The sequence below is a fragment of the Pseudomonas sp. ZL2 genome (assembly GCF_054788455.1).
The window spans coordinates 34,693-47,183 of record NZ_JBGOGX010000021.1 but is presented as its reverse complement, the minus strand read 5'-3'; the positions used below and the strand labels follow the sequence as shown (position 1 = coordinate 47,183).

Annotated in this window: 12 protein-coding genes; 11 read left to right on the top strand and 1 reads right to left on the bottom strand. The window is 64.3% G+C overall.

Features of this window, described 5'->3' with window-relative positions:
• Nucleotides 1–100: 100 nt before the first annotated feature.
• Complete coding sequence (locus ABM562_RS15935) at nucleotides 101–970, top strand: DUF6279 family lipoprotein (protein WP_115088224.1); 870 nt, start codon at nucleotides 101–103, stop codon at nucleotides 968–970.
• A 134-nt stretch (nucleotides 971–1,104) separates the two neighbouring features.
• Here ABM562_RS15935 and aceK read toward each other — a convergent pair whose 3' ends face one another.
• Entirely contained in the window at nucleotides 1,105–2,826 is a 1,722-nt protein-coding gene (aceK, locus tag ABM562_RS15930; protein WP_233673370.1) for a bifunctional isocitrate dehydrogenase kinase/phosphatase, read from the bottom strand.
• Between the two features lie 186 nt (nucleotides 2,827–3,012).
• On the opposite strand from aceK, the gene ABM562_RS15925 reads away from it, so the two are divergent.
• The 10 genes from ABM562_RS15925 to ABM562_RS15880 all read left to right on the top strand — a co-directional run bounded on the left by ABM562_RS15925 (nucleotide 3,013) and on the right by ABM562_RS15880 (nucleotide 12,481).
• Nucleotides 3,013–3,897, top strand: a complete 885-nt coding sequence (locus ABM562_RS15925) for a DMT family transporter (RefSeq protein WP_115088226.1) — start codon at nucleotides 3,013–3,015, stop codon at nucleotides 3,895–3,897.
• Nucleotides 3,898–4,307: 410 nt separating this feature from the next.
• Nucleotides 4,308–5,144 (top strand): ABC transporter ATP-binding protein, encoded by an 837-nt coding sequence (locus tag ABM562_RS15920; protein WP_233673390.1) that lies wholly within the window; start codon nucleotides 4,308–4,310, stop codon nucleotides 5,142–5,144.
• 39 nt (nucleotides 5,145–5,183) lie between these two features.
• Nucleotides 5,184–6,182, top strand: coding sequence for an ABC transporter substrate-binding protein (locus ABM562_RS15915; RefSeq protein ID WP_134063777.1), 999 nt, complete (start codon nucleotides 5,184–5,186; stop codon nucleotides 6,180–6,182).
• Between the two features lie 29 nt (nucleotides 6,183–6,211).
• The gene (locus ABM562_RS15910; protein WP_045193442.1) at nucleotides 6,212–6,988 is read left to right on the top strand and encodes an ABC transporter permease; all 777 of its coding nucleotides are present in this window, start codon (nucleotides 6,212–6,214) and stop codon (nucleotides 6,986–6,988) included.
• A complete protein-coding gene (locus ABM562_RS15905) occupies nucleotides 6,988–7,752 on the top strand; it encodes an SDR family oxidoreductase (protein ID WP_115088510.1) in 765 nt (254 codons plus the stop codon). Before ABM562_RS15910 ends, ABM562_RS15905 begins: the two co-directional genes overlap by 1 nt.
• Before the next feature lie 14 nt (nucleotides 7,753–7,766).
• Nucleotides 7,767–8,306 carry a cupin domain-containing protein gene (locus tag ABM562_RS15900; protein WP_115088229.1) on the top strand — a complete coding sequence of 180 codons (540 nt, stop codon included), beginning with the start codon at nucleotides 7,767–7,769 and terminating at the stop codon, nucleotides 8,304–8,306.
• Between the two features lie 4 nt (nucleotides 8,307–8,310).
• The gene (locus tag ABM562_RS15895) at nucleotides 8,311–9,180 is read left to right on the top strand and encodes an alpha/beta fold hydrolase (protein WP_233673369.1); all 870 of its coding nucleotides are present in this window, start codon (nucleotides 8,311–8,313) and stop codon (nucleotides 9,178–9,180) included.
• Nucleotides 9,177–10,004 (top strand): IclR family transcriptional regulator, encoded by an 828-nt coding sequence (locus tag ABM562_RS15890; protein ID WP_115088231.1) that lies wholly within the window; start codon nucleotides 9,177–9,179, stop codon nucleotides 10,002–10,004. Before ABM562_RS15895 ends, ABM562_RS15890 begins: the two co-directional genes overlap by 4 nt.
• Before the next feature lies 1 nt (nucleotide 10,005).
• A complete protein-coding gene (locus ABM562_RS15885) occupies nucleotides 10,006–10,806 on the top strand; it encodes an SDR family oxidoreductase (RefSeq protein WP_115088232.1) in 801 nt (266 codons plus the stop codon).
• On the top strand, nucleotides 10,799–12,481 hold the full coding sequence (locus ABM562_RS15880; protein WP_115088233.1) for a thiamine pyrophosphate-binding protein: 1,683 nt from the start codon (nucleotides 10,799–10,801) through the stop codon (nucleotides 12,479–12,481). Before ABM562_RS15885 ends, ABM562_RS15880 begins: the two co-directional genes overlap by 8 nt.
• Nucleotides 12,482–12,491: the final 10 nt, after the last annotated feature.

Sequence of the window (12,491 nt, the reverse complement as noted above, 5' to 3'; positions counted from 1 at the left end):
GCGATTGCGCCCGGTTGCCAATGACGGCCTGTCAGCAAAATGAACCGTGCGGGCCTGGCCTGTTCTATAAAGACAAGCAAGCCTTTGCAAGGATTCGCTCATGTACGCCAGCCTGTCCAAGTACCTGCGCACCGTTCTGTTGCTGGTGATATCGGCCATGCTGGTGGTCGCCTGCAACCGTATCGACCTGGCCTACCGCAACCTCGACATGCTGGTGCCCTGGTCGCTGAACGACTACCTGAGCATGAACCGCCAGCAGAAGACCTGGCTCAACGATCGGCTCAAACAGCAGCTGGCCTGGCATTGTCGTACGCAGTTGCCCGGTTACCTGACCTGGATCGACGAAATCCAGACGATGGTCGCCAACAATGCGGTAACCGACCAGCAACTGCAGGTGCGCACCCAGCAAGCCCGGCAAGCGATTGCCAAGGTCGCCGACCAGATCACCCCCTCGGCCGCCGAGCTGTTGCGCAGCATGGACGACGATCAGGTGCGGGAAATGCGCGAGGCGTTTGCCGAAGACATCCGCGAACGTCAGGCCAAGTACGTCAATACGCCGTTGGCGCGGCAGATCGAACGCCGCGCAGAGCGCATGGAAAAGCGCCTGAGCACCTGGCTGGGCGAGCTCAGCCCGCAACAGAAGTTGCGGATCATGACCTGGTCCCAGGGCCTGGGCGAGCAGAATCGCCAGTGGATTGCCAACCGTGCCCATTGGCAGGCGCAGTTCAGCGCGGCGATGGACCAGCGCCACAGCGACACCTTCGAGCCACGCCTGGAAATCCTCCTGAAGAAACGCGATAGCCTGTGGACCCCGGAGTACCGGAGAGCCTTCCAGCGTACCGAGCAGGAGGCGCGGCGGTTGCTGGTGGATGTGATGGCGCAGAGCAGCGAGCAGCAGCGCCAGTACATGGGGCAGAAGCTTGGGCAGGTGCGGCAGAGTTTCAGCGAGTTGAAGTGCTTGAAGGGGTGACCCCCTGAAATCATCTCATAACCCCTGTGGGAGCTGGCTTGCCAGCGATGAGGCCAGTACAGCCTGCACTGCAGGCGGCGCCTGGAATACGAGCGCTTCGCGCTCGATCGCTGGCAAGCCAGCTCCCACAGTGTTCAGCTCTCCCGGCACTTGCGCCGGTACGGGAACACATCGATCACCTTGCCGCCGCGGATCGCCGCCTGCAGGCTCTTCCAGTAATCGGCGTCGTACAACTCGCCATGCAGCTGGCTGAACAAGCGGCGCTGGCCACTGTCGGCAAACAGAAACGGCGGAAACTCCTCGGGGAACACATCCAGCGGCCCGATCGAATACCAGGGCTCGGAGGCCATTTCATCCTCGGGGAAACGCGGCGGCGGGATGTAGCGGAAGTTGACCTCGGTGAGAAAGCAGATCTCGTCGTAGTCGTAGAACACCACCCGCCCGTGGCGGGTAACGCCAAAATTCTTCAGCAGCATGTCACCCGGGAAGATATTCGCCGCCGCCAGTTGCTTGATGGCCAGGCCATAATCCTCCAGGGCTTCGCGTACCTGGGCGCCGTTGGCGTTTTCCAGGTAAAGGTTGAGCGGGGTCATGCGCCGCTCGGTCCAGCAGTGGCGGATCAGTACGGTGTCGCCGTGCACTTCGACGGTGGACGGCGCCACTTCCAGCAGTTCGGCCAGGCACTCGGGCTCGAACTTGCTCAAGGGGAAGCGAAAGTCGGAGAACTCCTGGGTGTCGGCCATGCGCCCGACGCGGTCGACGCTTTTCACCAAGCGGTACTTTTCGATCACCGTGGCGCGGTCGACACTCTTGGACGGCGAGAAGCGGTCCTTGATGATCTTGAACACGGTATTGAAGCCCGGCAGGGTGAACACGCTCATGACCATGCCGCGCACGCCGGGCGCCATGATGAAACGGTCATCGGTGCCGGCCAGGTGGTTGATCAGGGCCCGGTAGAACTCCGACTTGCCGTGTTTGTAGAAGCCGATCGAGGTATACAGCTCGGCAATGTGCTTGCCCGGCAAGATGCGTTTGAGAAAACCGACGAACTCGGCCGGCACCGGCACATCGACCATGAAGTAGGAACGGGTGAAGGAGAAGATGATCGACACCTCGGCCTCGTCGGTGATCAGCGCATCGATCTCGATACCGTGGCCTTCGCGGTGCAATAGCGGGATCACCAGCGGCCATTGCTCGTCCTGGGTGTACAGGCGCCCGACCAGGTAGGCGCCCTTGTTGCGGTACAGCACCGGGGAAAACAGCTCGATGGCCAGGGCCGGGTCCTTGCACACCCAGTCCGGCAGGTTTTCCCGCAGCTGCGCGTCAAGGCGCGCCAGGTCGCCGGCAAGGTCCGAATACGGCACATCGAAGCGGTAGTCGGTAAAAATCTGCGCCAGCAGGGCGCTCAAGCCGTTTTGCGGCCGGTAGGTGCGCGTTTGCGCTGCCCGTTCGTGGCTGCGCAATGATGGCCGGGTGGTATGGATGAACATGCAACCATCGCTGATCAGGTCATGGCTGAACAGGCTGCAGAAGATCGAGTTGTACCAGGTCTCCGAAAGTTCGTCGTCCAGGCGCGGGTCGATCAGGCCTATATAGGCACTCTTGACCAGCGGCCACAGCGAGACATCGAGCAGCACCTCATCCTCGAAACCCTGACGCAGCCAGCCACTGACCTCGCTGACCTTTTCCTCATAGAGGTTGATGCGCGCCGCCGAGGCGCTTTGGGTCTGTTGCCACTGGGCCTGCTCGAAACGCTCGCGGGCGCCATCGGTGATCTGCCGGAAATGTTCGCGGTAATCGTCGAAGCCATCGAGGATCATCCGGGCAATATCGGCGGCCGGCCATTGCTGGGGCATACGTCAGACCTCTGCGGGAATGTCAAAGCCTGAGCTTAGCCAGTCGCCACGGGCAGGGAAAGCCTGTTGGCGCGGGTGTATCGGCCAAACTCGCCGAGCGCGCAATTCAAGCGCAAGAAAGGGAGAGAGCATGGCCCGGTTTGTAACGTAAACTCGCGCCCTGCCCCCAAAGGACCCGGAGAGCCCATGAGCCCCATCGCCATTTCCCGCCTGTTGATACTCGCTGCTGTCTGGGGGGCGAGCTTCCTGTTCATGCGCATCATTGCACCGGTGCTCGGCACCCTGCCCACGGCGTTTTTCCGCGTCTCCATCGCCTGCCTCGGCCTGCTGGTGATTCTTGCCCTGCTGCGGGTGCGCTGGGACTTCAATGGCAAGCTCAAGGCCTGCCTGGTGCTGGGCATGATCAACTCGGGGATACCGGCCACCCTTTATTCGGTGGCGGCCCAGGTGCTGCCAGCCGGTTACTCGGCAATCTTCAATGCCACCACGCCGTTGATGGGCGTGCTGATTGGCGCGCTGCTCTTCCGCGAGCCGATGACCCTGGCCAAGCTCGGCGGCATCTTTCTCGGCTTGTTCGGGGTTGGCATTCTCAGTGGTGCAGGCCCCGTGGCGTTCGACGCCAAGCTGCTGCAAGGCGCCCTCTCGTGCCTGGCGGCGACCGCTTGCTACGGCCTGGCCGGTTTTCTCGCCCGGCGCTGGCTCGACCAGCAAGGCGGCCTCGACAGCCGGCTGTCGGCGCTGGGCAGCATGATGGGCGCGACCTTGCTGCTGTTGCCGTTGTTCGGCTACAGCGTGCTGACCCAGCCGCCGGCAAGCTGGGGTGGCTGGCAGGTATGGGCGTCGTTGCTGGGGCTGGGGCTGGTGTGTACCGCCTTTGCCTACATCCTTTATTTCCGCCTGATCAGCGAGATCGGCCCGGTCAAATCCAGCACCGTGACCTTCATGATCCCGGCCTTCGGTGTGCTGTGGGGCGCCTGGCTGCTGGATGAGCCGCTGTCGATGGCGCACCTGTATGGCGGGCTGTTGATTGCCGTGGCGTTGTGGCTGGTGCTCAAGCCGGCTCGCGCCTGACGGGTCCCGTGGGAGCCGGCCTTGCCGGCGATGAGGCCGGTACAGTCAGCACCCTCAACCACTGACTGAATTGCGACCGCTGCGCGCTCGATCGCCGGCAAGGCCAGCTCCCACCCTGCAGATGTTCTGGTTTCACCCATGAAACCAGCCTTTCACTTCCGTTACCGAAAAAAGCCTCTTTTCCTTGCACCAGCAATTGCCACGCGCAGTTGTTGTGCAATTTCGTGCCATATAGAAAACCTTGTTTCATATATAAAACAAACAGGTTTTTGCCTTAATCCAATAACTCTCTAATAAATAAGCACTTTTTAAATAAAACAGGGCCAATACACATTTGGCATTGTTCATGCACTAAACGGCGTATCACCTATAAAACAGACCAGAGAGCTTCCCCAATGGCTGTGAAAGAGATGTACGCAATCCCCTCTCAATGGAATACGCCGAACTCCAAGGAAGACCTGGAGCCGACCGAAATCGAATTTCGTAACGTCGGTAAATGTTTCCCGGCCAAGGGCAAGGCCGAGGCGCCCTTTGCCATTCGCGAGGTGAACTTCAAGATCCGCCGCGGCGAGGTGGTGTCGATCATCGGCCCATCCGGTTGCGGCAAGAGCACCATCCTCAATATGGGCTCCGGCCTGTACCGCCCTAGCGAAGGCGAAGTCTTCGTCGGCGGCGAGGCGGTGGTCGGGCCGGTGCGCAAGGTGGCCTTCATGTTGCAGAAAGACCTGCTGATGCCCTGGCGCAGTATCCGCCGCAACGTCGAGCTGGGCCTGGAAATCCAGGGCATGCCCGCCGCCAAGCGCCAGCCGATTGCCGAAGATCTGCTCAATCGCTGCCACCTGCAAGGCTTTGCCGACCACTACCCGTTCCAGCTGTCGGGTGGCATGCGCCAGCGCGCCGCCCTGGCCCGGACCCTGGCCATCGACCCGCAGGTGCTGTTCCTCGACGAGCCATTCTCGGCCCTCGATGCGCAGACCAAGATGATCCTGCAACAGGACCTGGCGCGGATGTTGTTCGAAGAGAAGAAAACCGCGCTGTTCATCACTCACGACCTGGTCGAGGCGATTGCCATGTCCGACCGCCTGCTGGTCATGAGCGCCCGCCCCGGCACCATCATCGAAGAAATCACCGTCGACCTGCCGTTCCGTGACAACCCGCTGGAGCGCCGCAAGCTGCCGGAAATCGGCCCGCTGGCCGGGCGCCTGATGGAACTGCTGAAAGTCGGCGAAGACACCGAACTGCATTGATCAACGGCCACCGGCCCATCAACCGATTCAGGAGTACGCATGTTCAAGTCCCTGCAACGCCTGGCACAGACTTCGGTCATCGCCCTGGGCCTTGGCCTGGCGCTCACTGCCCAGGCAGAGCCGACCAAGGTCACCTACCTGCTGCCCGCGCCACCCAACTCGCCGGCCTTCGCGCCGTGGATCATCGCCAAGGAAAAGGGCTACTACCGTGCCAGGGACCTGGACCTGACCTTCATCGCCGCCAAGGGCGGGGTCGATGTCGCCAAGCAGATCGGTGCCGGCAACGCCATGCTCGGCGGCGCCATCGGTGATACCCCGATCGTGGTCCGCGCCAACGGTATTCCGGTGCGGGCGGTGGCAGTGCTCGGTGCCGGCGGGGTGACCATGATCGCCACCAACGCAAGCGAGAACATCCAGTCGATCAAGGACCTCAAGGGCAAGACCCTGACCGTGATGTCCTACTCCGACACCACCTACTACGCCCTGCTCGCCTCGCTGCGCAAGGCCGGCCTGAGCAAGACCGATGTCGACATTCAGGCCGCCGGCCCGTCGGGCGTGTGGCAGCTGTTCTCGGCCAACAAGGCCCAGGCCATGGCCGGCGTACCGGACTGGGTGGTCAATGCCGAAGAAGCCGGGGTGAAAATCAACCTGATCCCGCAAAACCAGATCTTCGAGAGCATGGCCCAGGCAATCCTCGCCTCGGACGACGCCATCAACAACCAGCCGCAAGTGGTCGGCGGCGTGGTCCAGGCCACCCTGCAGGGCATGCGCGACATCATCCAGGACCCGAAAGCCGCCGCCGCCACCTTCGCCAAGGCGGTCCCGGCCTACGCCGGCAAGGAAGCGGCGCTGGAGAAAACCTTCCGCCTGTATGTCGAGCACGTCTACGCCAACCAGAGCGTGCTCGGGCGCATCGACCCGGCGCGCCTGGACGCGGTACGCAAGTTCTATGTCAGCGAAGGCATCGTCGCCAAGGAACCCAAGCTCGACGAGCTCTACAGCAACCGGTTCATCGAAACCACCACGGCCGCGCAATAAGCCTGGATGCATAACAAGGTATTAGCCCGATGAGAAACCTCAACACCTCCGTGCTCGGCAGCGTCGCCCTGCTGATCCTGTTCCTGCTGCTCTGGCAGTGGGGCCCCGGCCTGCTCGGCATGCCCGAGTTCGTCATGCCGCAACTGAGCCGCGTGGCCCAGGAAAGCCTGGTCATGTGGCAGTCCAGCGGCCTGCTGCAACACACCCTGATCACCGCCTTCGAGATCATCGTCGGCTTTGGCCTCGGCGCCCTGCTGGGCGTGGCCATCGGAGTGTCGCTGGGCCTTTCGCCGTCGGCCGAAGCCATGCTCTCGCCGTACATCCTGGCCCTGCAGATCGCCCCGAAGGTCGCCTTCGCGCCGCTGTTCGTGATGTGGCTGGGCTACACCATCTACCCGAAGATCCTCATCGCCATCCTCATCGTGTTCTTCCCGGTGATGATCAACGTGCTCTCGGCGATCCGCACGGTTGACCCGGACATGATCAACCTGGTGCGCACCATGAACGCCAGCCGCTGGCAGATCTTCCGCCTGGTGGAGTTCCCTTCGGCCATGGCCGCGCTGTTCTCCGGCCTGCGCATCGCGTCGACCCTGGCAGTGATCGGCGTCACCGTCGGTGAGCTGGTCGGCGGCAACCAGGGCCTGGGCTTCCTCTTGGTCGACGCTGAAGGCCAGGGCAACACCGCCGGGGTCTTCGTCGCCATCGTCATGCTCACCCTGATCGGCGTGCTGGCTTACGGCGCGGTGGTCTGGGCCGAGAAACGCGTTCTGCACTACCTGCCCAAAGCCATGCTGAGTACCCAATGATGAGCCCATTCAACTCCATGCTCGAAGGCCGCCGCGTGCTGGTCACCGGGGGCGCCCGCGGCCTGGGCTATGCCTTCGCCCAGGCCATCGGCCAGGCCGGCGCCCGGGTGGTGATCGCCGACATTCTCGAAGAGCGCGTGCTGCAGGCGGCCTGCGAGCTGCGCGAACAAGGCTTGCAGGTGACCGGCGTGACGCTCGACCTGGGCAGCCCGGAATCGATCAATGCCTGCGTCGCCGAGGCCGTTGCCGCACTGGGCGGCCTCGACGGCCTGGTCAACAACGCCTCGATCACCAACTCCGGCGGCAAGACCTGCGAGCAACTGGACATCGACACCTGGGACCAGGTCATGCAGGTCAACGTCCGTGGCACCTGGCTGATGACCCGCGCCTGCCTGCCGGCCCTGCGTGTCAGCGGCAAGGGTGCGGTGATCAACCTGGCCTCCGACACCCCGCTGTGGGGCGCGCCGAACCTGCTGGCGTATGTCGCCAGCAAGGGCGCGATCATCGCCATGACCCGCAGCCTGGCCCGGGAACTTGGCACTGACAACATCACCGTCAACGCCATCGCCCCCGGCCTGGTGCTGGTGGAAGCCACGGCCTATGTGCCCGAGGCGCGCCACCGCCTGTACACCGAACAACGGGCGATCCAACGCCCGCAACTGCCAGAAGACGTCAGCGGCGCCGTGCTGTTCGCCCTGTCCGACCTGTCGCGCTTCATCACTGGACAAACCCTGCCGGTCAACGGCGGGTTCGTCATGCCTTGACCAAGGAGAAACCCATGACCGACCTATCCGTACACAACAACGCTGCAAAGACCTGGGAACAACCCGCAGGCTCGGACCTGGCTGGCTGGATGCAGACCCGCATCGCCCGCTATGAAACCCGCAAGTACGACTGGGATGCGCTGAAGTTCCAGGCCGACTACGACCCCAAGTTCCGCCGCGCGCAAATGCGTTACGTCGGCACCGGGGGCACCGGGGTCAACAGCGACATGAACACCATCCCGTCGGAGAACTTCACCTTCTCGACCATGGTCATCCCGGCCGGCCATGAAGGCCCGCCGCATATCCATACCGACGTCGAGGAAGTGTTCTTCGTGTTGCGCGGCAAGCTCAAGGTGATCATCGAGAAAGACGGCGAGCGCTTCGAAACCGTGCTCACCGACCGCGACCTGATTTCGGTACCGCCGGGCGTGTACCGCGAAGAGATCAACATCGGCGATGAAGACGCGCTGATGTGCGTGATGCTCGGCGCGAAAAAGCCGGTCACCCCGACCTACCCGCCAGCGCACCCGCTGGCCTCGATCAAGCGCGGTTAAGCCCATGTTGCACGCCACCGATCACGCGCTCGCCGCCCTTGAGGCCCAGTTGCAGCAGCGCTTTCCCCAGCGCCTGGTGCCACTGGCCGGCGGCGCCCAGGCGATCCGCGAAGCCGGGCACGGGCCTGCCATCGTGCTGCTGCATGGCATTGGCTCGGGCGCTGCGTCCTGGCTGCAGGTGGCGCTGCAACTGAGCCCCCACGCCCGGGTGATTGCCTGGGATGCACCGGGCTATGGCGACTCAAGCCCGCTGGCCGCCCCTGCACCGCAAGCGGCGGACTATGCCCGGCGCCTGCTGCAATTGCTCGACGCGCTGCACATCGACGACTGCGTGCTGGTCGGCCATTCCCTGGGCGCTCTCAGCGCCGCGGCGTTGACCCATCGGCAGCCGCAACGGGTGCGCCGCCTGGTGCTGATCAGCCCGGCCCGTGGCTATGGCGACCCGGCCCGGGCCGAGCAGGCCCGGCAGGTGCGCAGCCAGCGCCTGCACAACCTCGAACAGCTGGGCATCAGCCAGATGGCCCGCCAGCGCAGCGCCCACATGCTCTCGCCAACGGCCAGCAGCGATGCCCGCGCCTGGGTGCAATGGAACATGGCGCGCCTGCTGCCCCAGGGTTATCGCCAGGCCATCGAGCTGCTGTGCGGCGATGACCTGCTGCGCTACGCCGCCCTGGCCGTGCCCTGCGACGTTTACTGCGGCGCCGCCGACAGCATCACCCGCCCTGAGGACTGCCAGGCCCTGGCCAAGGCCCTGGGGGCAGCGTTCGCGTTGATTACCGAGGCCGGCCACGCCAGCCCGATCGAACAACCCGAGGCCGTGGCAAGCCTGCTTGCCCGAGCCCTCGAAGCCTCTCTGACAGGTACTGCGCTATGAATGATTCGGATCTGTTGAAAGACAACCAGGACAAGTACATCGTCCCCGGCCTTGAGCGCGGCCTGTTGCTGCTCTGTGAATTCAGCCGGCAAAACCGCACCCTCACCGCACCGGAACTGGCGCGGCGTCTGGAGCTGCCGCGCTCGACCATCTTCCGCCTGCTGACCACCCTGGAAACCATGGGCTTCGTCACCCGCAGCGGCAACGAGTACCGCCTGGGCATGTCGGTACTGCGCCTGGGCTTCGAATACCTGGCCTCGCTGGAACTGACCGAACTCGGTCAGCCGCTGCTGGCGCGGCTGTGCGATCACCTTAATTACCCGAGCAACCTGGTGGTGCGTGACGGTCGCTCGATCGTCTACGTGGCCAAGGTTTCGCCACCGTCGGTGTTCTCCAGCGCCGTCAACGTCGGCACCCGCCTGCCGGCCCACGCCACCGTGCTGGGACGCATCCTGCTCGAAGACCTGAGCCTGGCCGAGCTGCGCGAGCTGTACCCGGAAGAACACCTGGAACAGCACTCGCCGTGCACGCCGAAAACCGTGCTGGAGCTGTTCGACCTGGTGCAAAGCGACCGTCAGCGCGGCTATGTCAGCGGCGAAGGTTTCTTCGAGTCGTCGATCTCGACCATCGCCGCCCCGGTGCGCGATCACAGTGGCCGGGTGGTTGCCGCGATGGGCGTGACCATTCCCACCGTGCAGGTTGGTCACATCAATTTTGACGGCTTACTCGGCCATGTCCGTGGCAGCGCCGACGAGCTGTCGCGCCTGCTCAACTACACCCCGCACGCAGGCTCCAGCCGCGTCACCGCGCTGATGAGGGACTGACATGAGCAACCTCTATCAACTGCAAGGGCGCACCGCCATCGTCACCGGCGGCTCCTCCGGGATTGGCCTGGCTTGCGTCGAGCAACTGCTCGAAGCCGGCGCCGCGGTGGCCTTCTGCGGCCGTGATCAACAGCGCCTGGACAGTGCCGAAGCACGGCTGCGCGAGCGCTTCCCCGAGGCGCGTTTGCTGGCCCAGGTCTGCGACGTGCTCGACAGCCAGTCGGTGCAGGCCTTCGCCGCCGCCAGCCTGGCCGCGCTGGGCCCGGCCCAGGTGCTGATCAACAACGCCGGCCAGGGCCGGGTCTCGACCTTCGCCGACACCACCGACGAAGCCTGGAGCGAAGAGCTGCAACTGAAATTCTTCTCGGTGATCTACCCGGTGCGCGCCTTCCTCCCCCAACTGCAAGGCCAGGCCGGTGCCTCGATCGTCTGCGTCAACTCGCTGCTGGCCAGCCAGCCGGAGCCGCACATGGTCGCCACCTCGGCGGCCCGTGCCGGGCTGAAGAACCTGGTGCGCTCGATGGCCACCGAGTTCGCCGAACAAGGCATCCGGGTCAACGGCATCCTCATCGGCCTGGTCGAGTCCGGCCAGTGGCGCCGGCGCTTCGAGGCCCGCGAAGAGCGTGGCCTCGACTGGTCGCAATGGACCGCACAACTGGCACAACGCAAACACATTCCCCTGGGTCGCCTGGGGCTGCCCAAAGAGGCTGCCCAAGCAATCCTGTTCCTGGCTTCGCCCCTGTCGGCTTACACCACTGGCAGCCATATCGATGTTTCTGGAGGCCTGTCCCGCCATGCGTAATGAAAACACTGTCACCGTTGGCGCTGCTATCACCGCGTTCCTCGAACAATGCGAGGTCAAGGCCGCCTTCGGCGTGATCTCGATCCACAACATGCCGATCCTCGATGCCTTCGCCGTGCGCGGCAACATCCGCTTCGTCATGGCCCGCGGTGAAGCCGGGGCGACCAACATGGCCGATGCCTATGCCCGCACCACCGGTGGCCTGGGCGTGTGCCTGACCTCCACCGGCACCGCTGCGGGCAACGCTGCCGGTGCGCTGGTCGAAGCACTGACCGCCGGCACGCCGCTGCTGCACATCACCGGGCAGATCGAAACGCCGTACCTGGACCAGGACTTTGCCTACATCCACGAAGCCCGCGACCAGCTGACCATGCTCAAGGCCGTGTCCAAGGCGGCCTTTCGCGTGCGCAGTGTCGAGACCGCGCTGAGCACCCTCAAGCTCGCCGTGCAGACCGCCCTCACCGCACCGACCGGCCCGGTCAGCGTCGAGATCCCGATCGATATCCAGTCGACCTTCATCCCGATGCCGACCGACCTGTCGCCGCTGCCGATCCCGGTTGCCGTGCCGGCGCCTGAAGCCCTGGACCTGGTCGCCGAACGCCTGGCCAGCGCCACCCGCCCGCTGCTCTGGCTCGGCGGCGGCGCCCGCCACGCCGGCGCGCAGGTCAAGCGTCTGCTGGACATGGGTGTCGGCGTAATCACCTCGACCCAGGGTCGCGGCGTGGTCAACGAAGACGACGAACGTTGCCTCGGCGCCTTCTCGCAGAACAAGCTGGTCGAAGGCTTCCTGCAAAGCTGCGATGCGCTGGTGGTAGCCGGTTCGCGCCTGCGCAGCAACGAGACCTTCAAATACGCCCTGAAGCTGCCGCGCACCACCCTGCGCATCGACGCCAACCCGGCCATCGAAGGACGCAGCTATTCCAGCGAACTGTTCATCTGCGGCGACTCGGCCCTGGCCCTCGATGGACTGGCTGATCGGCTTGAAGGCCGGCTGAACATCGACCCGAACTTCATCGACGAGTTGAAGGCGGTGCGCACGCAATCCCGCGCGCAACTGGTGGCCGACCTCGGCCCGTACTCGGCGATGGTCGAGCAGTTGCAGGGGCTGACCGGGCGCAATTTCTCCTGGGTACGCGACGTGACCCTGTCCAACAGCATCTGGGGCAACCGCCTGCTCAACCTCTACCACCCGCTGGCCGGCGTGCACGCCCTCGGCGGCGGCATCGGCCAAGGGTTGGCCATGGGCATTGGCGCGGCGGTGGCAGCGGCGGAAACCGACCCGCAGCGCAAGGTCTTCGCCCTGGCCGGTGACGGCGGCTTCATCCTCAACCTCGGTGAGCTGGCGACCCTGGTGCAGGAGAAAGCCAACGTGGTGATCCTGCTGATGAACGACCAGCGCTACGGGGTGATTCGCAACATCCAGGACGCCATCTACGGCGCCCGCCACGCCTATGTCGAACTGCACACCCCGGACTACACCAAGCTCGCCGAGTCCATCGGCCTGCGCCATGGCCTGGTCAGCGACCTCAAGGACTTCGGCCCGGTGCTGGACAACGCCCTGAGCCAGGGCGGGCCGTTCCTGCTGGAAGTCGACATGCTCAGCGTCGGCGGCTTTGCCACACAGTTCGCCGGCCCGCCCAACAGCGAAACCAAAGCCCAGAAAGCCACGGCCTGAGGACTTGAAG

What these genes read in the sequence shown, in the direction of transcription:
- ABM562_RS15885 (WP_115088232.1), top strand. Translation starts at nt 10,006, where the DNA reads ATGAGCAACCTCTATCAACTGCAAGGGCGCACCGCCATCGTCACCGGC.
- ABM562_RS15935 (WP_115088224.1), top strand. Translation starts at nt 101, where the DNA reads ATGTACGCCAGCCTGTCCAAGTACCTGCGCACCGTTCTGTTGCTGGTG.
- ABM562_RS15900 (WP_115088229.1), top strand. Translation starts at nt 7,767, where the DNA reads ATGACCGACCTATCCGTACACAACAACGCTGCAAAGACCTGGGAACAA.
- ABM562_RS15905 (WP_115088510.1), top strand. Translation starts at nt 6,988, where the DNA reads ATGAGCCCATTCAACTCCATGCTCGAAGGCCGCCGCGTGCTGGTCACC.
- ABM562_RS15925 (WP_115088226.1), top strand. Translation starts at nt 3,013, where the DNA reads ATGAGCCCCATCGCCATTTCCCGCCTGTTGATACTCGCTGCTGTCTGG.
- ABM562_RS15880 (WP_115088233.1), top strand. Translation starts at nt 10,799, where the DNA reads ATGCGTAATGAAAACACTGTCACCGTTGGCGCTGCTATCACCGCGTTC.
- ABM562_RS15910 (WP_045193442.1), top strand. Translation starts at nt 6,212, where the DNA reads ATGAGAAACCTCAACACCTCCGTGCTCGGCAGCGTCGCCCTGCTGATC.
- ABM562_RS15920 (WP_233673390.1), top strand. Translation starts at nt 4,308, where the DNA reads ATGTACGCAATCCCCTCTCAATGGAATACGCCGAACTCCAAGGAAGAC.
- ABM562_RS15890 (WP_115088231.1), top strand. Translation starts at nt 9,177, where the DNA reads ATGAATGATTCGGATCTGTTGAAAGACAACCAGGACAAGTACATCGTC.
- aceK (WP_233673370.1), bottom strand. Translation starts at nt 2,826, where the DNA reads ATGCCCCAGCAATGGCCGGCCGCCGATATTGCCCGGATGATCCTCGAT.
- ABM562_RS15915 (WP_134063777.1), top strand. Translation starts at nt 5,184, where the DNA reads ATGTTCAAGTCCCTGCAACGCCTGGCACAGACTTCGGTCATCGCCCTG.
- ABM562_RS15895 (WP_233673369.1), top strand. Translation starts at nt 8,311, where the DNA reads ATGTTGCACGCCACCGATCACGCGCTCGCCGCCCTTGAGGCCCAGTTG.